Annotated in this window: 29 protein-coding genes and 1 pseudogene; all 30 read right to left on the bottom strand. The window is 64.4% G+C overall.

Annotation, left to right across the window (positions count from 1 at the left end; translation table 11 throughout):
* Window positions 1-191: 191 nt before the first annotated feature.
* Window positions 192-938, bottom strand: coding sequence for a type I methionyl aminopeptidase (gene map / locus H5T73_04695; GenBank protein MBC7247062.1), 747 nt, complete (start codon window positions 936-938; stop codon window positions 192-194).
* 87 nt (window positions 939-1,025) lie between these two features.
* Window positions 1,026-1,667, bottom strand: a complete 642-nt coding sequence (locus H5T73_04690) for an adenylate kinase (GenBank protein ID MBC7247061.1) — start codon at window positions 1,665-1,667, stop codon at window positions 1,026-1,028.
* Between the two features lie 27 nt (window positions 1,668-1,694).
* The gene (gene secY / locus H5T73_04685) at window positions 1,695-2,972 is read right to left on the bottom strand and encodes a preprotein translocase subunit SecY (GenBank protein ID MBC7247060.1); all 1,278 of its coding nucleotides are present in this window, start codon (window positions 2,970-2,972) and stop codon (window positions 1,695-1,697) included.
* A 1-nt stretch (window position 2,973) separates the two neighbouring features.
* Window positions 2,974-3,411, bottom strand: a complete 438-nt coding sequence (gene rplO / locus H5T73_04680; GenBank protein ID MBC7247059.1) for a 50S ribosomal protein L15 — start codon at window positions 3,409-3,411, stop codon at window positions 2,974-2,976.
* A 9-nt stretch (window positions 3,412-3,420) separates the two neighbouring features.
* Window positions 3,421-3,618 carry a 50S ribosomal protein L30 gene (rpmD, locus tag H5T73_04675; protein MBC7247058.1) on the bottom strand — a complete coding sequence of 66 codons (198 nt, stop codon included), beginning with the start codon at window positions 3,616-3,618 and terminating at the stop codon, window positions 3,421-3,423.
* Entirely contained in the window at window positions 3,615-4,127 is a 513-nt protein-coding gene (gene rpsE / locus H5T73_04670) for a 30S ribosomal protein S5 (GenBank protein ID MBC7247057.1), read from the bottom strand. Before rpsE ends, rpmD begins: the two co-directional genes overlap by 4 nt.
* 28 nt (window positions 4,128-4,155) lie before the next feature.
* Window positions 4,156-4,518, bottom strand: a complete 363-nt coding sequence (gene rplR / locus H5T73_04665; GenBank protein MBC7247056.1) for a 50S ribosomal protein L18 — start codon at window positions 4,516-4,518, stop codon at window positions 4,156-4,158.
* Between the two features lie 35 nt (window positions 4,519-4,553).
* Entirely contained in the window at window positions 4,554-5,090 is a 537-nt protein-coding gene (rplF, locus tag H5T73_04660; GenBank protein MBC7247055.1) for a 50S ribosomal protein L6, read from the bottom strand.
* Between the two features lie 48 nt (window positions 5,091-5,138).
* Complete coding sequence (gene rpsH / locus H5T73_04655; protein MBC7247054.1) at window positions 5,139-5,537, bottom strand: 30S ribosomal protein S8; 399 nt, start codon at window positions 5,535-5,537, stop codon at window positions 5,139-5,141.
* A 15-nt stretch (window positions 5,538-5,552) separates the two neighbouring features.
* Complete coding sequence (locus H5T73_04650) at window positions 5,553-5,738, bottom strand: type Z 30S ribosomal protein S14 (GenBank protein ID MBC7247053.1); 186 nt, start codon at window positions 5,736-5,738, stop codon at window positions 5,553-5,555.
* Window positions 5,739-5,750: 12 nt separating this feature from the next.
* A complete protein-coding gene (gene rplE, locus H5T73_04645) occupies window positions 5,751-6,296 on the bottom strand; it encodes a 50S ribosomal protein L5 (protein MBC7247052.1) in 546 nt (181 codons plus the stop codon).
* 29 nt (window positions 6,297-6,325) lie between these two features.
* Window positions 6,326-6,637 carry a 50S ribosomal protein L24 gene (locus H5T73_04640; protein ID MBC7247051.1) on the bottom strand — a complete coding sequence of 104 codons (312 nt, stop codon included), beginning with the start codon at window positions 6,635-6,637 and terminating at the stop codon, window positions 6,326-6,328.
* Window positions 6,638-6,675: 38 nt separating this feature from the next.
* A complete protein-coding gene (gene rplN / locus H5T73_04635; protein ID MBC7247050.1) occupies window positions 6,676-7,044 on the bottom strand; it encodes a 50S ribosomal protein L14 in 369 nt (122 codons plus the stop codon).
* Window positions 7,045-7,073: 29 nt separating this feature from the next.
* Window positions 7,074-7,334, bottom strand: a complete 261-nt coding sequence (gene rpsQ / locus H5T73_04630) for a 30S ribosomal protein S17 (protein MBC7247049.1) — start codon at window positions 7,332-7,334, stop codon at window positions 7,074-7,076.
* A 29-nt stretch (window positions 7,335-7,363) separates the two neighbouring features.
* Window positions 7,364-7,570, bottom strand: coding sequence for a 50S ribosomal protein L29 (rpmC, locus tag H5T73_04625; GenBank protein MBC7247048.1), 207 nt, complete (start codon window positions 7,568-7,570; stop codon window positions 7,364-7,366).
* A gap of 2 nt (window positions 7,571-7,572) precedes the next feature.
* Complete coding sequence (gene rplP, locus H5T73_04620) at window positions 7,573-7,995, bottom strand: 50S ribosomal protein L16 (GenBank protein ID MBC7247047.1); 423 nt, start codon at window positions 7,993-7,995, stop codon at window positions 7,573-7,575.
* A gap of 5 nt (window positions 7,996-8,000) precedes the next feature.
* Complete coding sequence (gene rpsC, locus H5T73_04615; GenBank protein MBC7247046.1) at window positions 8,001-8,798, bottom strand: 30S ribosomal protein S3; 798 nt, start codon at window positions 8,796-8,798, stop codon at window positions 8,001-8,003.
* Between the two features lie 7 nt (window positions 8,799-8,805).
* Entirely contained in the window at window positions 8,806-9,228 is a 423-nt protein-coding gene (rplV, locus tag H5T73_04610) for a 50S ribosomal protein L22 (GenBank protein ID MBC7247045.1), read from the bottom strand.
* Window positions 9,229-9,284: 56 nt separating this feature from the next.
* Complete coding sequence (rpsS, locus tag H5T73_04605; GenBank protein MBC7247044.1) at window positions 9,285-9,569, bottom strand: 30S ribosomal protein S19; 285 nt, start codon at window positions 9,567-9,569, stop codon at window positions 9,285-9,287.
* 17 nt (window positions 9,570-9,586) lie between these two features.
* Window positions 9,587-10,414: a 50S ribosomal protein L2 gene (gene rplB, locus H5T73_04600; GenBank protein MBC7247043.1), complete on the bottom strand. Its 828-nt coding sequence runs from the start codon at window positions 10,412-10,414 to the stop codon at window positions 9,587-9,589.
* 21 nt (window positions 10,415-10,435) lie between these two features.
* Window positions 10,436-10,729, bottom strand: coding sequence for a 50S ribosomal protein L23 (gene rplW, locus H5T73_04595; protein MBC7247042.1), 294 nt, complete (start codon window positions 10,727-10,729; stop codon window positions 10,436-10,438).
* Window positions 10,713-11,351, bottom strand: a complete 639-nt coding sequence (rplD, locus tag H5T73_04590; GenBank protein ID MBC7247041.1) for a 50S ribosomal protein L4 — start codon at window positions 11,349-11,351, stop codon at window positions 10,713-10,715. The genes rplW and rplD overlap by 17 nt, the downstream gene beginning before the upstream one ends.
* A gap of 15 nt (window positions 11,352-11,366) precedes the next feature.
* Window positions 11,367-12,029, bottom strand: a complete 663-nt coding sequence (gene rplC, locus H5T73_04585; GenBank protein MBC7247040.1) for a 50S ribosomal protein L3 — start codon at window positions 12,027-12,029, stop codon at window positions 11,367-11,369.
* Between the two features lie 74 nt (window positions 12,030-12,103).
* Entirely contained in the window at window positions 12,104-12,418 is a 315-nt protein-coding gene (gene rpsJ, locus H5T73_04580; GenBank protein MBC7247039.1) for a 30S ribosomal protein S10, read from the bottom strand.
* A gap of 49 nt (window positions 12,419-12,467) precedes the next feature.
* Window positions 12,468-13,670: an elongation factor Tu gene (gene tuf, locus H5T73_04575; GenBank protein ID MBC7247038.1), complete on the bottom strand. Its 1,203-nt coding sequence runs from the start codon at window positions 13,668-13,670 to the stop codon at window positions 12,468-12,470.
* Window positions 13,671-13,840: 170 nt separating this feature from the next.
* Window positions 13,841-15,967: an elongation factor G gene (gene fusA / locus H5T73_04570; protein ID MBC7247037.1), complete on the bottom strand. Its 2,127-nt coding sequence runs from the start codon at window positions 15,965-15,967 to the stop codon at window positions 13,841-13,843.
* 1 nt (window position 15,968) lies between these two features.
* Window positions 15,969-16,439, bottom strand: a complete 471-nt coding sequence (gene rpsG / locus H5T73_04565) for a 30S ribosomal protein S7 (protein MBC7247036.1) — start codon at window positions 16,437-16,439, stop codon at window positions 15,969-15,971.
* 30 nt (window positions 16,440-16,469) lie between these two features.
* Window positions 16,470-16,847 carry a 30S ribosomal protein S12 gene (locus H5T73_04560; GenBank protein MBC7247035.1) on the bottom strand — a complete coding sequence of 126 codons (378 nt, stop codon included), beginning with the start codon at window positions 16,845-16,847 and terminating at the stop codon, window positions 16,470-16,472.
* A gap of 409 nt (window positions 16,848-17,256) precedes the next feature.
* Window positions 17,257-20,934: pseudogene (locus H5T73_04555) on the bottom strand (DNA-directed RNA polymerase subunit beta').
* Between the two features lie 55 nt (window positions 20,935-20,989).
* A complete protein-coding gene (gene rpoB, locus H5T73_04550; protein MBC7247034.1) occupies window positions 20,990-24,313 on the bottom strand; it encodes a DNA-directed RNA polymerase subunit beta in 3,324 nt (1,107 codons plus the stop codon).
* Window positions 24,314-24,394 lie beyond the last annotated feature (81 nt).

The raw sequence follows: 24,394 nt of genomic DNA, 5'->3' as shown, positions 1-24,394 counted from the left end.
GCCACCCCGCGCGGGGCGCGTCAATTCTTTTCGCACCAGAATTTATATACTAACAAACAAGTTCCGGATAGTCCAGGATTCCGCCGTGGTCTCCTTGGACCGCCTGCACGCTCCGCGCGAACTCGCCGCGCGGTCCCTTCCCGCCCTTGTTGCGACCGGCCTTTCCGGCCTCATCGCCTCGCCTCCTTCCCTCAAGGCAGGGTCAGTATCACGGGCCCGGTCTCGGTCACCGCCACCGTGTGCTCGAAATGGGCGGAGAGCTTGCCGTCCACGGTACGCACCGTCCAGCCGTCGTCATCCACCCTAACCTCGTAGGTACCCTCGTTGACCATGGGCTCGAGGGCGAAGGTCATCCCCGGCTGCAGGAGGGGGCCTCTCCCCGGGGGCCCGAAGTTGGGGATCTGGGGCTCCTCGTGCATCTCCCTCCCTATGCCGTGGCCCACGAACTGCACGACCACCGAGAACCCTCCCGCCTCCACCACCCTCTGGATGCTGTTGGAAACGTCTCCCAGGCGCTTGCCGGGTCGGCAGGCGTCGATGCCCGCCTGCAAGGAGTCCCTGGTGACCTGCATCAATCTCGCGGCCCTCTCGCTCACCTCGCCCACCGCGTAGGTGCGCGCGGCGTCCGCCTGGTAGCCGTCGAGGATCACTCCCACGTCGACGCCTATGATGTCACCCTCCCTTAGCCTTTCCCCGCCGGGGATGCCGTGCACCACCACGTCGTTGATGGACGTGCAGATGGAGGCGGGGAAACCGCGGTATCCGAGGAACGACGGTATTGCCTTCCTCTTCCTGATATATTCGTCCGCCAGGCGGTTCAGCGTCTCGGTGGCGACACCGGGCTTGATATGCTCGCCGAGCATGTCCAGGACCCCGGCCACTATGCGGCCGGCCTCGCGCATCTTCGCTATCTCCTCCCGGGATTTCCTGATGATCATGGGTACCCTACCCGTAACGCCGCTCCGCGCAAGAACCGCATGCCCGAACGTGCCTTCCATCACCCGCCACCGCTTTCCCAACCGGGTTCAACCCAGCACCCTCTTTATGCTCGCCAGGACGTCCTCCATCCCCGCCGCGCCGTCGATGTCCCGCAGCAACCCCTCGCCGCGGTAGTATTCGACGAGGGGCCGAGTCTTCGCCTCGTACTCCCGCAGGCGCGCTCGCACCGTCTCCTCGCGGTCGTCGTCCCGCACGTAGAGCTCGCCCCCGCACGAATCGCATTTCCCCTCCTCGCGCGGCGGGCTGTAAACCAGGTGGTATATGGCGCCGCAGGCACGGCAGGTGCGCCGGGCCGTCAGCCTCTCCACCACCACGTCGTCGGGTACGCTTATGTTCAGCACGTGGTCTATGCCGCGCCCCATACCCGCAAGCATCTCCTTCAGGGCGTCGGCCTGGGCCACCGTCCTGGGAAAACCATCCAGCACGAACCCCCGCTCGCAATCCGGCTCCGCCAGGCGGTTGCGCACGATGCCGATGACCACCTCGTCGGGGACCAGTTCCCCCCGGTCCATGTACTCCCTGGCCTTCAGGCCGAGCTCCGTCCCCTTCTTGAGGTTCTCCCTGAAGATGTCCCCCGTGGAGATATGGGGGATGGCGTAGGCCTCGCTTATCCTCTCCGCCTGGGTGCCCTTGCCCGCGCCGGGCGGGCCCAGAAGAACCAGGTTCATCGCTTTCACCCTCCCTTCCGCATCATCTCATCGCAGGAAGCCTTCGTAGTGGCGCATCTGCAGCTGGGCCTCGATCTGCTTCATGGTCTCCAGGGCCACGCCGACGATGATCATGATGGCGGCGCCGCCGAAAGGTATCTCCCGGGTGCCGAAGAAATAGAACATGACCGCCGGCAGCAGGGCGATGGCCGCCAGGGCCATGGAGCCCGGGAGGGTGATGCGGTTGATGACCTTGCCGAAATAGGTGGCGGTGGGGGTGCCCGGACGTATCCCCGGCACGAAGGCGCCGTACTTCTTGAGGTGCTCGGCCTGGGTGAAGGGATCGAAGACTATGTAGGTGTAGAAGTAGGCGAAGAAGATGATGAGAAAGGTGTAGACCACGAAGTAGAGCCATCCCTGCGTGAGGTGGGTGGCCACCCCCTGCAGGGCAGGGATGAACTGCGAAAGCATGGTGGGGAAGAAGATGATCGAGGAGGCGAAGATGATGGGGATGACCCCGGAGGTGTTGATCTTCAGGGGAAGGTAGGTGGACCCCCCCATGGTCATGCGCCTTCCCCTTATCTGCTTGGCGTACTGCACGGGGATGCGCCTCTCCCCCTGGTCAAGGTAGATGACGGCGACGATCACCGCCAGGGACATCACCACCGATATGATGTAGCCGTAGGCCACGTTGCCGTAACGCAGCTCCGTCTGGGTGATCATGGTCTTGAACTCATAGGGGACGCGGGCGATGATGGAGGTGAAGATGAGGATGGACATGCCGTTCCCTATGCCCCTCTCGGTGATGAGCTCCCCGAACCACATGAGCAGGGCCATCCCCGCGGTGAGTGCGAGCACGATGACGATGCCCTTCATCCAGGTGAACTCGATGATGCGCACCGTCTCTCCCCCGATATCACGGGCGCGGGAGAACTGCCACACCAACCCGATGGACTGCATGAGGGCCAGGCCCAGGGTGAGGTAGCGCGTCACCTGGGTGATCTTGCGCCGGCCCGACTCCCCCTCCTCCTGCCACTCCTTGAGCTTGGGTATCACCGCCACCAGCATCTCCATGATGATGGCGGAGGTGATGTAGGGCATGATGCCCAGCCCGAACACCGCCAGGTGCGATAGCGCCCCCCCGGAGAAGAAGTTGAGGAAACCGAGGATGCCCCCCTCCTCAACAAGCTTCGTCAGAGCACTCGTGTTCACCCCCGGTGAGGGGATGGAGGAACCCAGGCGGTAAAGGAGGATGATGACGAAGGTGAAAAGGATCTTGCGGCGCAGGTCTACTACCTTGTAGATGTTGCGGAAGGTGCGGAGCAAGTCAGACCACCTCTACGCTTCCCCCGGCGGCCTCGATCTTGGCCGTCGCCCCGGCGGTAAAGGCGTGCGCCCTCACCGTGAGCCTGCGCTCCAGCGTCCCCCTTCCCAGGACCTTCACCTCTTTCTGGACCTTCCGCAGGATGCCCTTTTCCACCAGCGCCTGCGGCGTGACCACGTCCCCGTCGGAGAAGAGGTTGAGCTTCTCCACGTTCACCAGGTGATATTCCTTCTTGTCCCGGGGCTTGAACCCGCGCAGCTTGGGGACCCGCCGCTGCAGCGGCATCTGCCCGCCCTCGAAGCCGATGCGGGTCTTGCCGCGCGCCTTCTGGCCCTTCATGCCCCGGCCGCTGGTCTTCCCGTGGCCCGAGCTGCGCCCGCGCCCCACCCTCTTGGGGGCGTGGGTGGATCCCGGCGCCGGCTTGAGGTCGTGTATCTTCATGGCCATCGCTCATTCCTCCAGTGGTTCCACGCGCAAGAGATGGCTCACCTTGCGGATCATCCCCTTTATCTCGGGGGTGTCCTTATGCACCACGCTGTGTTGCAGCCTTTTCAGCCCGAGCGCCCGCACCGTGCGCCTCTGCGCCCGGGGACGCCCGATGAGGCTGCGGACCAGGGTGATACGCAGTTTCCCTTCTCCGTCGCTCATGCCTGCACCGCCCCCTCGACCTTGCGCAACTCCGCTTGCCGTATCTGCGCCACCTCGCGCGCCCTGCTGATGGCCTTGAGTCCGTTAACGGTGGCCTTGACCACGTTCACCGGGTTCCGGGACCCGTAGGTCTTGGTCAGCACGTCCTGGATGCCCGAGAGCTCCATGACCGCCCGCACCGGTCCCCCGGCTATCACGCCGGTCCCCTCCCTGGCCGGCTTGAGGAGCACGCGCGAGGATTCGTATTTCCCCACCACCTGGTGGGGTATGGTGGTGCCGCGCGTGGGGACCTTGAAAAGGCTGCGCTTGGCCCTCTCCACGCCCTTCTGGATGGCCAGCGGCACCTCGCGGGCCTTCCCGTAGCCGTAGCCGACCAGGCCCGCCTTATCCCCCACCACCACCAGGGCGGTGAAGCTGAAGCGGCGGCCCCCCTTCACCACCTTAGCCACGCGGTTGATGTGTATCACGCGCTCCTCGAGCTCGAGGACGGTCGGGTCTATCTTGGGCATGCGGTACCTCCAGTATCTTCCATGCGGATCAGAACTCCAGTCCTTCCTCCCGGGCGCCCTCGGCCAGCGCCTTCACCCTGCCGTGGTAGAGATTTCCTCCCCGGTCGAAGACCACCCTGCTCACGCCCTTTTCGCGCGCCCGCCGCGCGATCAGCCGCCCCACCTCCATGGCCGCCTCCGTCTTCTTCTTGCCGGCCAGGTCCAGGCCTTTTTCCATGGTGGAAGCGCTGGCCAGGGTGTGACCCGCCACGTCGTCTATGACCTGCGCGTAGATGTGGCGGTTGCTCCTGAACACCGAGAGCCGCGGCCTTTCGGGCGACCCCTGTATCTTCTTGCGCACGCGCTTCCTGCGTCGCTCCTTCTTCAGCCTCTTCTCCTTGGCGCCGTCCATGTTCCCTCTACTCCGTGTTCCTGTCCGTCCGCCTACTACCCGGCGGACTTCCCGGCCTTGCGCCTTATATGCTCGCCGGCGTAGCGCACTCCCTTGCCCTTGTAGGGGTCGGGCTTGCGCAGCGCCCTGATCTTCGCCGCCACCTGTCCCACCTTCTGCTTGTCCACGCCCTTCACCCTGATCTTGGTGGGCGTCACCAGCTCGAACTCGATCCCCTCGGGAGCCTTGACCAGGATGGGATGGGAAAAGCCCAGGGAGAGCTCGATGTCACGGTCCTTGGCCACCGCGCGGTAGCCCACCCCGTGTATCTCCAGGTTCTTCTCGAAACCGTTGGTGACTCCCTCCACCATGTTGGCGATGAGGGAGCGAGTCAGCCCGTGCAGCGAGCGGTGGAGGTTGGAGTCGGAGGGCCTCCGCACCCTTATGGACCCCTCCTCCAGCTCGATGATCATGTCCGGGTGGAACTCCTGGGTGAGCTCACCCCGGGGACCCTTCACGTGCACGCGGTTACCCTCTATCCTTACCTCCGTCCCCGGGGGGACGGGAATGGGCGCCTTTCCTATCCTCGACAATTGCTACCTCCAGCTCTCTCTCGTCGTGCGTGGGCCGGCGGACCGGCATCACCAGACGTAGGCGATGACCTCCCCGCCCACTTCCTTCTCGCGCGCCTCCCTGTCGGTCAGAAGGCCTTTGGAGGTGGAGATGATGGCTATCCCCAGCCCTCCCAGCACGCGGGGCATCTCGGACTTCTTCGTGTACACGCGCAGCCCCGGCTTGCTGATACGCTTGATGCCGTTTATAAGTTGCTCGCGGTTGGGCCCGTACTTGAGGCGTAATCTCAAGGTGTCGTAGCTGCCGCCCTTGACCACCTGATAATCCGCGATGAAACCCTCCCTCTTCAGTATCGCCGCGATCTCCTGCTTCATCTTCGACGAGGGCATCTCCACCTCTTCGTGTCGGGCAGCGCTCGCGTTACGGATGCGGGTCAGCATATCCGCGATGGGATCCGTCATGGTCATCCGCCTTACGCCTCCTTACCAGCTCGACTTGGTCAATCCGGGGATCTCCCCCTCGTGCGCCAGCTCGCGCAGGCACACCCGGCACAGCTCGAACTTGCGGAAGTATCCCCGCGGCCGGCCGCAGCGCCTGCAACGGTTGTAGGCGCGGGTGCGGAACTTGGGAGGTCTCTTCTGCTTGGCAACCAGGGATTTCTTGGCCATGCCGCCTCCTGCTCACTTGCTCCGGAAGGGCATGCCCAGGGCATCGAGCAGGGCCAGCCCTTCCTCGTCCGTCTTGGCCGTCGTCACGATGGTTATGTCCATGCCCCTCACCTTGTCTATGTCGTCATAATCTATCTCCGGGAAGACCAGCTGCTCGTCCAGCCCCATGTTGTAGTTGCCCCTGCCGTCGAAGGACTTGGGGTTCAGGCCCCTGAAGTCGCGCACGCGGGGGATGGCCAGGGACATGAGGCGGTCGAGGAACTCGTACATGCGATCCCCCCGCAGCGTGACCTTGCACCCCACCGACATCCCGGTGCGCAGCTTGAAGCCGGCAACCGACCTCTTGGCACGGTTGAGCTTGGGCTTCTGCCCGCTTATCTTCGCCAGGTCCTTCATGGCCCCGTCGATGGCCTTGGGGTCATGGGCGCCTTCCCCCACTCCCATGTTGATCACGATCTTCTCCAGCCGCGGTACCTGCATGTCGTTGCGGTAACCGAACCGCTCCTTGAGGGCGGGGACCACTTCCTCCCGGTATTTCTCCTTTAACCTTGGAACCATGCTTCCTTCCTTGCTCCGTTCCCGTCCTCTCAATCGATATCCGCGCCGCACTTGCGGCAGAACCGCCTCTTGTTGCCCTCCGCATCGAAGCGGTAAGCGACGCGCACGACGCGGTCGCACGAGCCGCACACGAGGGCGACGTTGGACACGTGTATGGGGGCCTCCTTGCTGATGATGCCCCCCTGGGGGTTCTCCTTGCTGGGCCTGGAATGCCTCTTCACCAGGTTGACCCCCTCCACGATCACCCTTCTCTTGTCGGGGAAGCTGCGCAGCACCTTGCCCTGCTTGCCGCGGTCCTTCCCCGCGAGCACCGTTACCCTGTCGCCCTTCCTGATCTTCAATCCGGCCATTTTCCTTTACTCCTCCGTGGTCTTGCCTCTCAGAGGACCTCGGGGGCCAGGGAGACGATCTTCATGAATTTCTTCTCGCGCAGCTCGCGGGCGACCGGCCCGAATATGCGCGTCCCCTTGGGCTCCTTGGCCTCGTCGATGATGACCACCGCGTTCTCGTCGAACTTGATGTACGAGCCGTCCTTGCGCCGGCGTTCCTTCTTGGTGCGCACCACCACAGCCTTCACCACCTGGCCCTTCTTCACGGAGCCTCCCGGTGTCGCCACCTTCACCGTGCCCACCACGATGTCGCCGACGTAGGCGTAGCGCCTCGCCGAACCGCCCAGGACCTTGATCACCAGGAGCTCCCGGGCGCCCGTGTTGTCGGCTATCTTCACACGCGATTCCGCCTGTATCATCGTCTACCTCCGAACCGCGACCTCCGGCGTTATTCGGCCCTCTCCACTATCTCCAGCAGGCGCCAGCGCTTGTTGCGGGAGAGGGGCCTGGTCTCCATGATGCGCACCACGTCCCCCACCCGGCACTGGTTCTCCTCGTCGTGGGCCATGTATTTCTTGCTGCGGGCGACGATCTTCCCGTAGAGCGGGTGAGGCATGCGGGTCTCCACCTTCACCACTATGGTCTTGTCCATGCTGTCCGACACCACCGTGCCCGTGCGTACCTTCCTCCGGCTGGTTCTCTCCGCCATACCCGGCATTCCTTCCTTTCCCAGGAGGCTCAACCCGCCTCCTCGCTCATCTCGTATTCCCTCATGACGGTGCAGATGCGCGCTATGTCCTTCTTGGTCTCTTTTATGCGGGCGGTGTTGTCAAGCTGCCCCGTCGCCTCCTGGAAGCGCAGGTTGAAGAGCTCCTCCTTCGCCTCCTTCAGCTTCTGCACGAGCTCCTCGTAGGAGTACCCGCGCAACTCGCTCGCCTTTACCATCCTCACTCACCACCTGCAGCGAACCGCTTCACGAAACGGCATTTCATCGGCATCTTGTGGGCCGCCCTCCGCATGGCCTCCCTCGCCACGTTCTCGGGCACGCCCGAGAGCTCGAACATGACCCGCCCCGGCTTGACCACGGCGACCCAGTGATCCGGGTTTCCCTTGCCGCTTCCCATGCGCGTCTCGGCGGGTTTCTTGGACACCGGCTTGTCGGGGAAGATGTTTATCCAGACCTTCCCGCTCCTCTTCACGTGCCTGGTGATGGCGACCCTGGCCGCCTCGATCTGGCGGGCCGTGACCCATGACGGCTCCAGGGCCTGCAGGCCGTAGTCCCCGAAGTGGACTTCGGTGCCTCCCTTGGAGCGGCCCTTGAGCCTGCCCCTCTGCACCTTGCGGTGCCTTATCTTGCGAGGCATCAGCATCTGCCTTATACCTCCCGCTCGTATGCCAGTTCCTCGTCCTTTTCCTCGACGGGTTCCGCCTGCTCCTCCCCCTGCGGCGCCGTCTCCTCGGGCGATTCCTCCGGTGCGGCAGGAGGCGCGCCCTCCCTCAACAGCGCGCCGCGTTCCTCCGCTGGCCTCTCCCGCACCTTGCGGTCCGGCTCCCCGATAAGCCCCTTGTAGATCCAGACCTTGACGCCTATGACCCCGAAGGTGGTGCGGGCCACGCAGTACCCGTAATCGATGTCGGCGCGCAGCGTCTGCAGGGGCACCTGGCCCTCGCGATACCATTCGGTGCGCGCCATCTCCGCTCCGCCCAGGCGGCCCGCGCAGGAGATCTTTATCCCCTTGGCCCCGGCACGCATGGTGTTCTGCACCGCCCTCTTCATGGCGCGCCGGAAGGAAACCCTGCCCTCCAGCTGCTCCGCCACGTTCTGCGCCACCAGGAAGGCATCGAGCTCGGGAGAGTCGATCTCCTGGATGTTCACCTGCACGTCCTTGCCGGTCATGGTGGCCAGGTCGCGCTTTATGCGGTCCACCTCCGCCCCCCTGCGGCCGATGACGATGCCGGGTCGCGCCGTGAAGATGTCCACCTTCACCCGCTTGCTCGTGCGCTCGATCTCCACGCGCGATATGGCTGCCCGCTTCATGTGCTCCCTGATGTAGCGGCGTATGGCGAGGTCCTCCTGCAGGAGATCGGCATAGTCGCGGGTGGCGAACCACCGCGACTTCCAGGGATAGATTATCCCCAGGCGGAAACCGTACGGATGAACCTTCTGACCCACGCTTATTTCATCCTTTCCCTCGCGACGCGGAGCGCCTGCGCGAGGCGCGGCGCTTCCCCTCCTTCGCCTCTCCTTCCCGCTCTCCCAGGACAACGGTTATGTGGCTGGTGCGCTTGCGTATGCGCGTGGCCCTCCCCAGGGCACGCGGACGCCATCTCTTCAGGGTGGGGCCCTCGTCCACGTAGCAGTTCACCACCACGAGGTCCTCGGCGCGCATCCCGTTGTTGTTCTCCGCGTTGGCCACCGCCGACTCGAGGACCTTGCCCACCAGGCGGGCGGCGCCCTTGGGAGAGAACCTCGTTATATAGCGGGCTTCCTCCACGTCCTTGCCCCTTATCTGGTCCGCCACCTGGCGGGCCTTGTAGGGCGACACCCGCACGTATCGCGCCACGGCGCGAACCCTTACGCCTTCCTCCGCTGCTTCCGCCATCATGCGACTCCTCGTCTTCCTCTCGCCGTCATCGCCGCCTTACTTCAGGCGCCGCCTTACTTCAGGCGGGTGGGCCTTTCGTGGGCGTGCCCGTGCTTGGTGCGCCGCCGCGTGGGCGCGAACTCCCCCAGCTTGTGTCCCACCATGTTCTCGGTGATGTACACCGGCACGTGCCTCTTGCCGTCGTAGACGGCTATGGTGTGCCCCACCATCTCCGGGAAGATGGTGGAACGGCGGGACCAGGTCCTGATGACGCGCTTCTCGTTGCGCCGGTTGAGGTCCTCTATCTTGAAATAGAGCTTCTCGTCCACGTAGGGGCCCTTCTTCAAAGACCTGCCCAAGGCTACCTCCCCACCTCTCAGCTCTTCCTGCGACGCACGATATACTTGCTCGACGGCTTGTTCTTCTTGCGTGTACGGTACCCGAGGGTCGGCTTCCCCCAGGGGGTGACCGGGTGCCGTCCCGCGGAGGACTTGCCCTCGCCGCCGCCGTGCGGGTGGTCCACGGGGTTCATGACCGTTCCGCGCACCGTGGGTCGCCGCCCCTTCCAGCGGCCGCGCCCCGCCTTGCCCTCGTTGAGCAGCTCGTGCTCCACGTTGCCCAGCTGGCCGACGGTGGCGCGGCAGTTTATGTTCACCAGCCGCACCTCGCTGGAGGGAAGCCTTATGTGGGCGAAGTCCCCCTCCTTGGCCATCAGCTGCGCGGCCCCTCCCGCGGCGCGCACCATCTTCCCCCCAGCTCCCGGCTTGAGCTCGATGTTGTGGATGGTGGTGCCCACCGGTATGGCGGAAAGGGGCAGAGCGTTACCGGGCTTTATGTCCGCATCCGGCCCCGACATCACGCGGTCCCCCACCTTCAGCTTGAGGGGGGCCAGGATGTACCGCTTCTCGCCGTCCTCGTAATGCAGCAGGGCCAGTCGCGCGCTGCGGTTGGGGTCATACTCGATGGCCACCACCTTCGCCGGGACGTTGTCCTTGTCCCGCCGGAAATCCACGATGCGGTAGCGCCTCTTGACCCTGCCTCCCTTGTGGCGGGTGGTGATGCGCCCCTTGTTGTTCCGCCCCGCCTTGTAGTTCATGGGAGCCAGGAGGGTCTTCTCGGGCTCCTTCTTGGTTATCTCCGAGAAATCCGATACGCTGGTGAACCTCCTCCCGGGCGAGGTCGGCTTATATCTCTTTATGCCCATTACCCTTCATCCCGCCTTTCCTCAACCTAACGGTCCCTCGAAAAACTCGATGTTGTAACCGGGCGCGAGGGTGACAACGGCCTTCTTCCGGGCGGCGGTGCGCCCCGAGGTCCATCCCCGCCTGCGTGGCTTGGGGGGGACCTTGATGGTGTTCACCCCGGTCACCTTCACGTTGAATATCTCCTCCACCGCCTGGCGGATCTCGGTCTTCCTGGCCTTCGGGTGCACCTCGAAGGTGTACTTGTTATGGTCCAGGAGGGTGTAGCTCTTCTCCGAGATCACCGGCCGGATGATGATGTCACGCGGATCCTTCATCCTCCACCCCTTCCTGCAGCTTTTCCAGCGAAGCGCGGGTGAAGATCACCCTGTCGCTGGCGAGAACGTCGTAGGTGTTCAGGAAATCAACCCTGATGACCTCGACGCCGGGCAGGTTGCGCATGGACTTGACCACGTTCTCGTCGTCCTCGGGCAGGACCAGCAGGACGCTGTCCTCCACCCCCAGCGCCCGCAGGATGGACGCCGCCAGCTTGGTCTTGGGCTCCGTGAAGGTGAAGTCCTCCAGTACCATGATCCTGTCCTCGCCGGCGCGCACGCTGAGGGCGGAGCGCAACGCCAGCCTGCGCACCTTGCGGTTGACCTTGAAGGTGAAATCGCGCGGCTTGGGGCCGTGCACGGTTCCGCCGCCCCTCCACAGCGGGGAGCGGATGGAGCCGTGACGGGCCCTTCCCGTACCCTTCTGGCGCCATGGTTTGCGGCCTCCTCCCCTCACCTCGCTGCGTCCCTTGGTGGAGGCGGTCCCCCTGCGCGCGGCCGCCAGCTGGCGGCGCACCACCAGGTGCATGACGGGCAGGTTCACCTCGCAGCCGAAGAAGTAGTCCTTCAGCTGCGCCTCGCCCGTCTTTTTCCCCTCCGTGTCGTAGACCGGAACCGTTTTCATTCCCATCTCCCGATATCATGCAAGCACGTGGGCCTTGCGGCTCCGCTTCTTCCGTCCCTTCACCGATTCCCTGATCACCAGGAGTCCGCCGTTAGGCCCGGGCACGCTGCCCTTCAGGAGGAGGACGTTGCGCTCCGGCTTGACGTCCACGATCTCGAGGTTGAGGGCGGTCACGCGCTCGCCTCCCATGCGCCCCGGCATGCGCGAGCCCCTGAAGACACGAGAAGGAGTGGCGCAGGCCCCGATGGACCCCGGCGCGCGATGGAAATGGGCACCGTGCGAGCCGGGACCTCCCCCGAAACCATGGCGCTTGACCACGCCGGCGTAACCCTTGCCCTTGGAGCGCCCGGTGACGTCGACGCGCTCTCCCCTGGAGAACATGCCTACCGTGACCTCCTGGCCTACCTGGTATGCCCCGGGGTCATCGACCCTTATCTCCGCCAGGTGCCGGAGGGGCTGCAGCCCCTTCCCCTTGAAGTGCCCGAGCAAGGGCTTGTTCACCTTCCTCTCCCGCGCCGCGCCGAATCCCAGCTGCACGGCGTCGTAACCCTCCTTTTCCACCGTCTTTACCTGGGTCACCGTGCACGGGCCGGCCTCCACCACCGTCACGGGTACTATCTTCCCGTCCTCGGTGAAGATCTGGGTCATGCCCAATTTTTTTCCTATGATTCCCTTCAACTCATTCACCTCTCGCCGGCCTTGCCGCGGCCATTGCCTCTACCTTTGGCCGCCAGCCTCTCGGCCTGCATGGCCTATAGCTTGATCTCGATATCCACTCCCGCAGGGAGGTCCAGGCGCATGAGGGAGTCCACCGTCTTGGGCGTGGGCTCCAGTATATCTATGAGGCGCTTGTGCACCCGCATCTCGAAGTGCTCCCGCGAGTCCTTGTTCACGTGCGGGGAGCGGATGACGCAATAGACGTGCTTCTCCGTCGGCAGGGGCACCGGCCCGGATATGGACGCTCCCGTACGCTTCGCCGTCTCCACTATCTGCTTCGCGGAGCGGTCGATGATCTCGTGATCGTATGCCTTGAGCCTTATCCTTATCTTCTGCCTTTGCTTGACCATGACACTCCTCGGTCCATGTTGTCGCGGGTCGACCCCGCGGGTTCTCCCCCTACCTCTCGATGGCGATGACCCTCCCGGCCCCCACCGTGCGGCCCCCCTCGCGGATGGCGAAGCGCAGGCCCTCCTCCATGGCGATGGGGGAGATGAGCTCCACGTTCATCTCCGTGTTGTCGCCGGGCATGACCATCTCCACCCCCTCGGGGAGGGTGACGGTGCCGGTGACGTCGGTGGTGCGGAAGTAGAACTGGGGCCGGTAGCCGGAGAAGAAGGGGGTGTGCCTGCCCCCCTCCTCCTTGGAGAGGACGTAGACCTGGGCGCGGAAGGAGACGTGGGGGGTGATGGAGCCGGGGGCGGCCACCACCTGGCCGCGCTCCACGTCCTTCCTGCCTATGCCGCGCAAAAGCAGGCCCACGTTGTCGCCCGCCTGCCCCTCGTCCAGGATCTTCCGGAACATCTCCACCCCGGTGACCACCGTCTTCTGGGTGGGGCGGATGCCCACGATCTCCACCTCCTCGCCGGTGTGGATCTTGCCCCGCTCTATCCTCCCCGTGACCACCGTGCCGCGCCCGGTGATGGAGAAGACGTCCTCTATGGCCAAGAGGAAGGGCTTGTCCACGTCGCGGGCGGGGGTGGGGATGTACTCGTCCACGGCGTCCAGGAGCTCCATGACGGAGGCGCAGTTCTCGCAGTCGCGCTTGCCGCAGCCGCACTCCATGGCCTTGAGGGCGGAGCCGGCCACCACGGGGATCTCGTCCCCGGGGAACTCGTACTCGGTGAGGAGCTCCCGCACCTCCATCTCCACCAGCTCCAGGAGCTCGGGGTCGTCCACCATGTCCGCCTTGTTGAGGTAGACCACCATGGCCGGCACCCCCACCTGGCGGGCCAGGAGGATGTGCTCGCGCGTCTGGGGCATGGGGCCGTCTGCGGCCGAGACCACCAGGATGGCCCCGTCCATCTGGGCGGCGCCGGTGATCATGTTCTTTATGTAGTCGGCGTGGCCGGGGCAGTCCACGTGGGCGTAGTGGCGCTTCTCCGTCTGGTACTCCACGTGGGCGATGGCGATGGTGATGCCGCGCTCCTTCTCCTCGGGGGCGTTGTCTATGCTGTCGAAGGACCTCTCCTCCACCTCCAGGCCCTGGTTGTGCAGGCACCTGGTGATGGCCGAGGTCAGGGTGGTCTTGCCGTGGTCCACGTGACCTATGGTGCCCACGTTGACGTGGGGCTTGGTCCTCTCGAACTTCTTCTTGGCCATTTTGACCCTCCTCTTTTCACCGATCCGCGGTGTCTCTCTCCGGACACAACTTCCCTATTTTAGACATGAAAGGTCCTGCAGACAAGACCGTTTTTCCACCATTTCGGGCTTTTTCCGCCACGCGGCGCATTCCGCCGCCGCCCCCGGGCGCGCCCGCAATGCCGTAACGCTCATTCCCCCCTTATCCTCCTAATGATCTCCGCGGCCAGGTTGTGCGGCACCTCGCTGTAATGGGAGAACTGCATGTGGTGAGTGGCCCTTCCCTGGCTCAGGGAACGCAGGTCCGTGGCGTAGCCGAAGGTCTCCGCCAGGGGGATGAGGGCGACTATGGACTGCTGCTTTCCCCTCGTCTCCATGCCCTCCACCTTGCCGCGCCGCGCGTTGATATCCGAGATGACGTCCCCGAGGTATTCCTCGCTGACGCTGATACGCACCTCCATGATGGGTTCCAGGAGTATGGGGTCGGCCCGGCGCAGGGCCTCCTGGAAGGCCATCGAGGCCGCCGCCTTGAAGGCCAGCTCGGAGGAATCCACCTCGTGATACGAACCCCCCTTGAGGGTCACTTTCACGTCCACCACCGGGTAACCGGCGAGGACGCCGAATTCGAGGGCCCCCCTCACCCCCTGCTCCACGGCTGGGATGAAGTCCCTGGGGACGGCGTTTCCGGTGACCCTGCTCTCGAAGGCGAAGCCCTCGCCGCGAGGCAGGGGGTCGAGGTCGATGACCACGTGCCCGTACTGCCCCCGCCCGCCCGTCTGCCGTATGAACTTGCCCTCCACTTCCCGCGCATGGCCCGAAACCGTCTCGCGGTAAGACACCTGCGGCCGCCCCACGTTGGCGCCCACCCCGAACTCCCGCAGCAGCCGGTCCACGATGATCTCCAGGTGCAGCTCCCCCATGCCCGAGATGATGGTCTGCCCGGTCTCCGGGTCCAGCTTCACCCGGAAGGTGGGATCCTCCTCGGCTATCCTCTCCATGGCCTCGCTCAGGCGGTCCTGGTCCGCCTTGGTCCTGGGCTCGATGGCCACGCTTATCACGGGCTCCGGGAAGGCCATGGACTCGAGGAGGATGGGCCTGTGGGCGGAGCAGAGGGTGTCCCCGGTGTAGGTCTCCTTCAAGCCCACGGCCGCGATGATGTCCCCGGTGAAGACCGTCTCCCTGTCCTCCCGGTGGTTGGCGTGCATCTGGAGAAGCCTTCCCACGCGTTCCTTCCGGCGACGGGTGCTGTTCAGCACCGTGGACCCCACCTTGAGGGTCCCGGAATAGACGCGGATATAGACGAGCTTCCCCACGTAGGGATCGGAAACCACCTTGAACGCCAGGGCAGCGAAGGGCTCGTCGTCCGAGGCCCGCCTGATCTCCTTCTTGTCCTTGCCCATCTGTACCCCCTCCACGGGGGGCACGTCGAGGGGCGAGGGAAGGTAATCCACCACCCCGTCCAGCAGCGGCTGCACCCCCTTGTTGCGGAAGGAAGCGCCGCAGAACACCGGCACCAGTTCGCACTCGAGGGTCCCCCTGCGCAGGGCGCGTCGGATGTCCTCCTCCGTGACCAGCTCCTCCGCCTCGAGGTATTTCTCCAGCATCTCGTCGTCGTGGTGGGCGCAGGCTTCCAGGAGGGCGTGGCGGTACAGGAAGGCCGTTTCCGCCAGTTCCTCCGGGATCTCCACCCACTCCCACTCGGTTCCCAGCTCATCCCGGTAGACAAGGGCCTGCATGCGGACGAGGTCCACGCACCCCGCGAACCCCCCTTCCTGCCCTATGGGTACCTGCACCGCCACCGGCCTGGTATCGAACTTCTCCTCGAGCATCTCCAGGCTGCCGAAGAAGTCGGCGCCCGGCCTGTCCATCTTGTTCACGTAACAGATGCGCGGCACGCCGTAATGGTCGGCCTGCCTCCACACCGTCTCCGTCTGCGGCTCCACGCCGGCCACCCCGTCCAGGATGGTGATGGCCCCGTCGAGAACGCGGAGAGAGCGTTCGACCTCTACGGTGAAGTCCACGTGGCCGGGAGTATCTATAATATTTATTTTATGGTCCCTCCAGTAGCAGGTGGTGGCGGCGCTGGTGATGGTGATGCCCCTTTCCTGCTCCTGCACCATCCAGTCCATCACCGTTGACCCCTCGTGCACCTCGCCCATCTTGTAGGTCTTGCCGGTATAGAAGAGTATCCTCTCCGTGGTGGTGGTCTTGCCGGCATCTATGTGGGAGATGATGCCGATGTTGCGCACCTTCTCGAGAGGAAACCTCACTTCCTGCAAGGTCGGTCTCTCCACTCTTCCCGTCGTCTTTACCTTCATCTCACCAGCGGTAATGGGCGAAGGCCTTGTTGGCCTCCGCCATCTTGTGCAGATCCTCTTTTCTCTTTATGGAAGCGCCCACGCCGTTGGCGGCATCCAGCAGCTCGTTGGCCAGGCGGTCCATCATGGTCTTCTCCCTGCGCTGCCGGGCGTAGTTGACAATCCAGCGGATGGCCAGGCTGGTGCTGCGCCGGGGGCGTACCTCCACCGGCACCTGGTAGCTCGCTCCCCCCACCCGCCGTGACCTCACCTCCAGGACGGGGCGGACGTTGTCGGTGGCCTTGCGCAGGATCACCAGGGGATCGTTTCCCGTCTTCTCCCGCAGGATATCCAGGGCACCGTAGACGATCTTCTCCGCCTTGCTCTTCTTGCCGTCCAGCATTACCTTGCGGATATACTGCTCCACCAGCACGCTGTGGTACCTGGTGTCCGGTGGTATCTCCCTCTTGGGTGCCGGTCCCTTCCTGGGCATCGCTTACTCCATCCCCTTCCTCGCGAAACCTTACAGTGTCGCCTTCTTCTTGGTCCCGTAACGCGACCTGGCCTGCTTGCGGTCAGAGACCCCGGCGGCGTCGAGGGTGCCGCGGATGATCTTGTAGCGCACCCCGGGCAGGTCCTTCACCCTGCCTCCCCTCACCAGCACTATGGAGTGCTCCTGGAGGTTGTGTCCGATGCCGGGGATGTAGGTGGTCACCTCGATCCCGTTGGTCAACCTCACCCTGGCGATCTTGCGCAGGGCGGAGTTGGGCTTCTTGGGAGTGGTGGTCTTCACCTGCGTGCAGACGCCCCGGCGTTGCGGGCAACCCTGCAGGGCCGGGGTCTTCGTCTTCTTCCTCTTCTCCTGCCGGCCCTTGCGGACCAACTGGTTGATGGTCGGCAAACCTACCTCCTCACGGACGCTCTTCCATTGTTCTTCCAGTATCTTCCTGTTGCCGTTTTTTGCCGGCACCAAGCCGCAAGTTTACCATCAGGCTTTCGCGCCTGTCAACGTGCTTGCCCGCCCTTTCCCGCGCCGGCAAGGCCCCTTCCGGCCCCACGCCGACCCGCAGGCAGGGACACCGGGTACGCCCGAACCGGGATCACTCCGCCTGGTCCGCCGCGGATCCGTCCTCCTCGAGAGGCTCCCCCGCGCTCTCCTCCTCTCCCGACGGCACGCCCAGGATCTCCTCCGCGCTCTCCTCCTCTCCCGACGGCACGCCCAGGATCTCCTCCGCGCTGACCTGGGAGACCCTCGTCGAGCCCGCCGCCAGGGATTCGACCTCCTCGAGCAGGCTTATCCCCATGTGTCTGGGCTTGACCTTTATGTTGCGGTAGCGGCTCATGCCCGTGCCCGCAGGGATGAGTTTCCCGATGATGACGTTCTCCTTGAGCCCCAGCAGGGGGTCCACGCGTCCCGAGATGGCGGCGTCGGTGAGCACGCGCGTCGTTTCCTGGAAGGAGGCAGCGGACAGGAAAGAGTCGGTGGCCAGCGAGGCCTTGGTGATGCCCAGGAGCATCTGGCGGGCGGTGGCCGGCTCGCCTCCCTGCGCCACCACCGCCTCGTTGACCTCCTCGAAGAACTTGCGGTCCACCTTCTCGCCGGGGAGGAGATCGGTATCACCGGGGTCCACGACCTCCACCTTCTTCATCATCTGGCGCACGATGAGCTCGATGTGCTTGTCGTGTATGTCCACGCCCTGGCTCTTGTAGACCTCCTGCACCTCGCGCACCAGGTAGAGCTGGGCCGCCTGGGGTCCCAGCACGCGCAGGATGTCGTGGGGGTTGATGGATCCCTCGGTGAGCTGGTCTCCCGCCGAAATCTCCTGGCCGTCGCGCACGCGCAGGCGCGCGCGCCGCGGCACCTGGTAGACGCGCTCCTTGTCGCCCGATCCTTTCACGGTTATCTTGCGGGAGCGGTCCGATTCCTCAATGTACACCTTACCGGAGATATCCGCGATGACCGCCTGCCCCTTGGGCTTGCGCGCCTCGAAGAGCTCCACCACCCTGGGCAGGCCGTGGGTGATGTCCTCGCCGGCCACGCCCCCGGTATGGAAGGTGCGCATGGTGAGCTGCGTGCCGGGCTCGCCGATGGACTGGGCGGCGATGATGCCCACCGCCTCCCCAATCTCCACCAGCCTGCCCGTGGCCAGCATGGTCCCGTAACAGAGGCAGCAGACCCCGTAGCGCGACTCGCAGGTCATGACCGAGCGCACCTTCACCTCTTCGATGCCGGCCTTGGAAAGCTTTTCCACCATGGCCAGGTCGATCTCGTCACCGGGCTTCAGCAGCACTTCCTTGGTGCGGGGATGCTTCACGCGCTCCATGGCGATGCGCGCCGCGAGCGAGTTGTTGAGTTCTCCCTGGGGCGTCAACACCTTCACCGGGATGCCCTTGTCCGTCCCGCAGTCGTACTCCCGCACGATGACCTCCTGCGAGACGTCCACCAGCCTGCGGGTGAGATACCCCGAATCGGCGGTGCGCAGGGCGGTGTCCGCCAGTCCCTTGCGGGCGCCGTGGGTGGAGATGAAGTACTCCAGGACGGTGAGGCCCTCGCGGAAGTTGGACTTGATGGGCCGGTCGATGATCTCCCCCTTGGGGTTGGCCACCAGGCCGCGCATGCCGGCCAGCTGCCTTATCTGCTTGATGTTGCCGCGCGCCCCGGAGTTGGCCATGAGGAAGATGGGGTTGAAGGTGTCGAAGGCCTGCTCCATGGCCTCGGTGACCCGGTCGGTGGCCTCCGTCCACAGCTCCACCACCCGCTGGTGCCTCTCCTCGTCGGTGATGAGGCCCCGCTTGTAGTTCTCCTCTATCCTCTCCACCTCCGCCTCAGGGTCCTCGAGGATCTTATCCTTGTCGGGAGGGACGGTGATGTCGGAGATGGATATGGTTATCCCCGCCTTGGTGGCGTAATGGAAACCGAGGCGCTTGATGTTGTCGAGGATCTCCGCAGTCTGCACGGTATCGTACTTCTCCGCCACCTCCGTGACGATGCGCTGCAGGACCGACTTGTTGACCTCCTCGTTGACGTAGGGATAGTCGTCCGGGAAGGCGGTGTTGAAGATGACCCTCCCCACGGAAGTGTCGATGATGCGCGCGGGACGTCCCTTCTTGCGGATGCGCACCTTCACCGGCGCGTGCAGCGCCACCGCCCCGAACTCGTGGGCCATCATGGCCTCCTCCGGCGAGGAGAAGACCTTGCCCTCGCCGTGCTCCCCCTCCTTCACCACCGTGAGGTAGGAGGAGCCCAGCACCATGTCCTGGGTGGGGGTGGTGATGGGCCTGCCGTGGGCGGGCGAGAGGATGTTGTGGGCCGAGAGCATGAGCACGCGCGACTCCGCCTGCGCCTCGCTGGAGAGGGGCAGGTGCACGGCCATCTGGTCGCCGTCGAAGTCGGCGTTGAACGCCGTGCACACCAGGGGGTGGATCTGGATGGCCTTGCCCTCGACCAGCACCGGCTCGAAGGCCTGGATACCCAGGCGGTGCAGGGTGGGGGCGCGGTTGAGGAGGACCGGGTGTTCCCTGATCACCTCGTCGAGCACGTCCCATACCTCGGGGCGCTGGCGCTCCACCATCCTCTTGGCGCTCTTTATGTTCTGGGCGTAGTCCTTGTCCACCAGGAGCTTCATGACGAAGGGCTTGAAGAGCTCCAGGGCCATCTGCTTGGGAAGGCCGCACTGGTGCAGCTTGAGGTTGGGCCCCACCACGATCACCGAGCGCCCGGAGTAGTCGACCCTCTTACCCAGCAGGTTCTGGCGGAAGCGCCCCTGCTTACCCTTGAGCATGTCCGAAAGGGACTTCAGGGGACGGTTCCCCGGCCCCGTGACAGCCCTTCCCCGCCTGCCGTTGTCGAAGAGGGCGTCCACCGCTTCCTGCAGCATGCGCTTCTCGTTGTTGACGATGATCTCCGGGGCCCCCAGGTCCAGGAGCCTCTTCAGGCGGTTGTTGCGGTTGATCACCCTGCGGTAGAGGTCGTTGAGGTCGGAGGTGGCGAAACGCCCGCCGTCCAGTTGCACCATTGGCCGCAGGTCGGGGGGGATGACCGGTATGCAGGTGAGTACCATGGCCGTGGGATCGTTCTCGGTGTTCAGGAAGGCGGAGACCACCTTGAGACGCTTGGTCGCCCGCTGCCTCTTCTGGCCCTTGGAGGTGCGGATGATCTCCCGCAGCTCCGCCGCCTCCCCTTCCAGGTCCACGTTGGCCAGCATCTCCCGGATGGCCTCGGCCCCCATGCCCCCGCGGAAATAATCCCCGTAGCGCTCGCGCATCTCCCGGAAGAGGACCTCGTCGGAGACGAGCTGCTTGTACTCAAGGGCCTTGAACTCCTCGAAGACGCGCTTCAGCTCCTCTATCCTCTTCTTGGCCTTCTCCTCCAGGGACTTTATCTCCTTCTCCAGCTGCTGCGGCTTGAGCCTGGGAATCTCTTCCTCTCCCTCCTCCGCGGGCTTCTCCTCGCCTTCCGCGGCGGCGCGCAGTTCCTCTATACGCTCCCTCGTCGTCTCCTCTATCTCCGCTATCTCCTCATTGAGCTCCTCCTCCAGGAGGGGCAGGTCACGCTGCCTCTTCTCCTCGTCCACGAAGGTGACGATGTAGGAGGCGAAATAGAGTATCTTCTCCAGGTCCTTTGGCGTGATATCGAGCAGGTAACCCATGCGGGAGGGAACTCCCTTGAAATACCAGATATGCGCCACCGGGGCCGCCAGCTCTATGTGCCCCATCCTCTCGCGCCGCACCCTGGCACGGGTGACCTCCACGCCGCACCGCTCGCATATGATGCCCTTGAAGCGCACCCGCTTGTACTTGCCGCAGTAGCACTCCCAGTCGCGGGTGGGGCCGAAGATCTTCTCGCAGAAGAGTCCGTCCTTCTCCGGCTTCAGAGTGCGGTAGTTGATGGTCTCCGGCTTCTTCACCTCGCCGTGGGACCAGGACCTTATCTGGTCCGCGGTGGCCAGGCCGATCTTCAACTTGTCGAAGTCATTGACGTCCAACAAGGGTCAACCTCCTTGCGTGTTCTTTCCTGCCGACATCCCTATCCTTCACCGCGCCTCAGAACTCCTCGGGCCTCTCCTCGAAGAGCTCTTCCTCGCTGCGGGTGGAGAGCAGCGCCGCCGACGCCGTGCGCAGGTCTATGCCCAGGTCCTCGGCGGTGCGCAGGAGGTCTTCATCCGTCTCCTTGATCTCGATCTCCTCGCCCGTCTCGGAGAGCACCTCAACGTCGAGGCAGAGCGCCTGCATCTCCTTGACCAGCACCTTGAAGGACTCCGGTATCCCCGGCTCCGGGATGTTCTCCCCCTTGACGATGGCCTCGTAGACCTTCACCCTGCCCATGACGTCGTCGGACTTCACGGTGAGCAGCTCCTGCAGGGTGTAGGCGGACCCGTAGGCCTCCAGGGCCCAGACCTCCATCTCCCCGAAACGCTGGCCCCCGAACTGGGCCTTGCCGCCCAGGGGCTGCTGGGTGACCAGGGAATAGGGCCCCGTGGAGCGGGCGTGGATCTTGTCGTCCACCAGGTGCAACAGCTTCATCATGTAGATGTATCCCACGGTTATGGGCTGGTGGAAGGGCTCCCCGGTTATGCCGTCGTAGACGATGGCCTTGCCGTCCTCGGGAAGGCCGGCTTCCCGCAGGGCCTCCTCGATCTCGCCCTCCCTGGCGCCGTCGAAGACCGGGGTGGCCACGTATACCGGCCCGTCCGCCTTGTTCTTCCCCTTCTTGGGCCATCCCTCGTGGGCGGCCCAACCCAGGTGGGTCTCCAGTATCTGCCCGATGTTCATGCGCGATGGCACCCCCAGGGGATTGAGCACGATGTCCACGGGGGTGCCGTCCGCGAGGAAGGGCATGTCCTCCACGGGGAGGATCTTGGATATGACCCCCTTGTTGCCGTGGCGGCCGGCCAGCTTGTCCCCGTCGGATATCTTGCGCACCTGCGCCACGTAGACGCGTACCATCTCGTTGACGCCCGGCTGCAGCTCGTCCCCGGCGTCCCGCGAGAACACCTTGACGTCGATGACCTTGCCCGATTCGCCGTGGGGCACCTTGAGCGAGGTGTTGCGCACCTCCCTGGCCTTCTCGCCGAAGATGGCCCGCAGCAGCCTTTCCTCGGCGGTGAGTTCCGTCTCCCCCTTGGGGGTGACCTTGCCCACCAGGATATCGCCGGGGCTCACCTCCGCCCCCACCCGGATGATTCCCCTCTCGTCGAGGTCCTTGAGCATGTCCTCGCTCACGTTGGGTATATCCCGCGTGATCTCCTCCGGCCCCAGCTTGGTGTCGCGGGCGTCGGTCTCGTGTTCCTCTATGTGTATGGAGGAAAGCACGTCGTCGTAGACCATGCGCTCGGAGACGATGATGGCGTCCTCGTAGTTATAGCCCTCCCAGGGCATGAAGGCCACCAGGAGGTTCCTGCCCAGCGCCAGCTCCCCGTGGTCCGTGCAGGGGCCGTCGGCTATCACCTGGCCTTCCTCCACGCGGTCGCCCTCGTCCACGATGGGCTTCTGGTTCACGCAGGTCCCCTGGTTGGAGCGGCGGAACTTGGCCACCTTGTAGACGTCCACCGTCCCGTCCTTGCGCTTGATCTCGATGCGGTTGGCGTCCACGTAGGTCACGATCCCAGCCGCACGCGCGCAGAGCACGTCGCCGGTGTCCTTGGCGGCCCGGTACTCCATCCCGGTCCCGATGAGGGGGGCTTCCGAGCGCAACAGCGGCACCGCCTGCCGCTGCATGTTGGAGCCCATGAGGGCGCGGTTGGCGTCATCGTGCTCCAGGAAGGGGATGAGGGCGGTGGCCACGGAGACGATCTGCCGCGGGGAGACGTCCATGTAGTCCACCTCTTCCGGGTGCACCGCCTTCACCGCCTCCTTCGTGCGGCAGAGGATGGTGGGGCTCAGGAAGCGCCCCCGCTTGTCGATGGGCGCGTTGGCCTGGGCTATGACGTACTTCTCCTCCTCGTCGGCGGTGAGATAGACTATCTCGTCGGTGACCCTTCCCTTCACCACCCTGCGATAGGGGGTCTCGATAAAGCCGAACTCGTTGACCCTCGCAAAGGTGGCCAGGGAGCCGATGAGCCCGATGTTGGGACCTTCCGGCGTCTCGATGGGACACATGCGCCCGTAGTGGGAGGGGTGCACGTCACGCACCTCGAAGCCGGCCCTCTCCCGCGACAGGCCCCCGGGTCCCAGCGCGGAAAGGCGCCTCTTGTGGGTGAGGCCCGCCAGGGGGTTGGTCTGGTCCATGAACTGCGAGAGCTGGCTGGACCCGAAGAACTCCTTGATGGCCGCCACCACGGGACGGATGTTGATGAGGTTCTGCGGGGTGATGGCCTCCGCGTCCTGGGTGGTCATGCGCTCCTTCACCACCCGCTCCATGCGGGAGAGCCCGATCCTCACCTGGTTCTGGATGAGTTCCCCCACAGAGCGCACGCGACGGTTGCCGAAATGGTCTATGTCGTCCACTTCCTCGATGTCCCCCGGCATGATGCGCAGGAGGTAGCGGATGGTCTCGACGATGTCCTCGAAGGTGAGCACGGTCACCGACAGGGGGACGTCGAGGCCCAGCTTCTTATTGAGCTTGTAACGCCCCACCCTGGCCAGGTCGTAACGCTTGCGGTTGAAGAAGAGGTTCTCCAGCAGGCTGAAGGCCGAGTCCGCGGTGGGCGGCTCCCCCGGGCGCAGCTTGCGGTATATGTCCATGAGGGCTTCCTCGCGGTTGGAGGTATGGTCCCTCTCCAGGGTGGCCTCTATCAGGGGGGAGCCGTCGAAGAGGGAGAGTATCTGGTCCTCGTCCTCGTACCCCATGGCGCGCAGGAGCACGGTTGCGGGCTGACGGCGCTTGCGGTCGATCCTCACCCCGATGACGTCGCGCTTGTCGGTCTCGAACTCCAGCCATGCGCCGCGGGAGGGGATGATCTTGGCGAAGTAGAGCTCCTTGTCCGTAGCCTTGTCCAGCTCCTTGCTGAAGTAAACGCCGGGGGAGCGGACCAGCTGCGAGACCACCACCCTTTCCGTTCCGTTGATGATGAAGGTGCCCTTGTCCGTCATTAGGGGGAACTCCCCCATGAAGACCTCCTGCTCCTTTATCTCGCCCGTTTCGCGGTTGATGAAGCGCACGGTGACGAAGAGGGGGCAGGAGTAGGTCATGTCCTTTTCCTTGCACTCGTCCACGTCGTGCTTGGGCTCATGCCACTTGTGCTCTCCGAACTCCACGGCCATGTTGCCGCCGTAGTCCTCAATGGGGGAGATGTCGTCGAAGACCTCCCGCAGCCCCTCGTTGCGGAACCACTCGTAGGATTTCCTCTGGATGTCGATCAGGTTGGGTACATCGAGTATTTCGGGTATCTTGGCGAAGTTCTTGCGCACCCGCAATCCACCGTTCACACCCACTGTTTCACTCACTCCTTTTCCCGCTTGAAGCAAAAAACACCCTCACATATACGCAAAACACTATACTATGATATA

It is taken from the genome of Actinomycetota bacterium, assembly GCA_014360655.1.
GTDB lineage: Bacteria > Actinomycetota > Geothermincolia > Geothermincolales > RBG-13-55-18 > JACIXC01.
The sequence above is the reverse complement of the archived record's forward strand: the minus strand, read 5'-3'. Positions and strand labels throughout refer to the sequence as shown.

Coding starts and splice junctions, on each gene's coding strand:
- map (MBC7247062.1), bottom strand. CDS start 938: ATGATCATCAGGAAATCCCGGGAGGAGATAGCGAAGATGCGCGAGGCC.
- H5T73_04690 (MBC7247061.1), bottom strand. CDS start 1,667: ATGAACCTGGTTCTTCTGGGCCCGCCCGGCGCGGGCAAGGGCACCCAG.
- rplO (MBC7247059.1), bottom strand. CDS start 3,411: ATGAAGATACACGACCTCAAGCCGGCGCCGGGATCCACCCACGCCCCC.
- rpmD (MBC7247058.1), bottom strand. CDS start 3,618: ATGAGCGACGGAGAAGGGAAACTGCGTATCACCCTGGTCCGCAGCCTC.
- rpsE (MBC7247057.1), bottom strand. CDS start 4,127: ATGCCCAAGATAGACCCGACCGTCCTCGAGCTCGAGGAGCGCGTGATA.
- rplR (MBC7247056.1), bottom strand. CDS start 4,518: ATGGACGGCGCCAAGGAGAAGAGGCTGAAGAAGGAGCGACGCAGGAAG.
- rpsH (MBC7247054.1), bottom strand. CDS start 5,537: ATGACCATGACGGATCCCATCGCGGATATGCTGACCCGCATCCGTAAC.
- H5T73_04650 (MBC7247053.1), bottom strand. CDS start 5,738: ATGGCCAAGAAATCCCTGGTTGCCAAGCAGAAGAGACCTCCCAAGTTC.
- rplE (MBC7247052.1), bottom strand. CDS start 6,296: ATGGTTCCAAGGTTAAAGGAGAAATACCGGGAGGAAGTGGTCCCCGCC.
- rplN (MBC7247050.1), bottom strand. CDS start 7,044: ATGATACAGGCGGAATCGCGTGTGAAGATAGCCGACAACACGGGCGCC.
- rpsQ (MBC7247049.1), bottom strand. CDS start 7,334: ATGGCGGAGAGAACCAGCCGGAGGAAGGTACGCACGGGCACGGTGGTG.
- rpmC (MBC7247048.1), bottom strand. CDS start 7,570: ATGGTAAAGGCGAGCGAGTTGCGCGGGTACTCCTACGAGGAGCTCGTG.
- rplP (MBC7247047.1), bottom strand. CDS start 7,995: ATGCTGATGCCTCGCAAGATAAGGCACCGCAAGGTGCAGAGGGGCAGG.
- rplV (MBC7247045.1), bottom strand. CDS start 9,228: ATGGCGGAAGCAGCGGAGGAAGGCGTAAGGGTTCGCGCCGTGGCGCGA.
- rplB (MBC7247043.1), bottom strand. CDS start 10,414: ATGGGCATAAAGAGATATAAGCCGACCTCGCCCGGGAGGAGGTTCACC.
- rplW (MBC7247042.1), bottom strand. CDS start 10,729: ATGAAGGATCCGCGTGACATCATCATCCGGCCGGTGATCTCGGAGAAG.
- rplD (MBC7247041.1), bottom strand. CDS start 11,351: ATGAAAACGGTTCCGGTCTACGACACGGAGGGGAAAAAGACGGGCGAG.
- rpsJ (MBC7247039.1), bottom strand. CDS start 12,418: ATGGTCAAGCAAAGGCAGAAGATAAGGATAAGGCTCAAGGCATACGAT.
- tuf (MBC7247038.1), bottom strand. CDS start 13,670: ATGGCCAAGAAGAAGTTCGAGAGGACCAAGCCCCACGTCAACGTGGGC.
- fusA (MBC7247037.1), bottom strand. CDS start 15,967: ATGAAGGTAAAGACGACGGGAAGAGTGGAGAGACCGACCTTGCAGGAA.
- rpsG (MBC7247036.1), bottom strand. CDS start 16,439: ATGCCCAGGAAGGGACCGGCACCCAAGAGGGAGATACCACCGGACACC.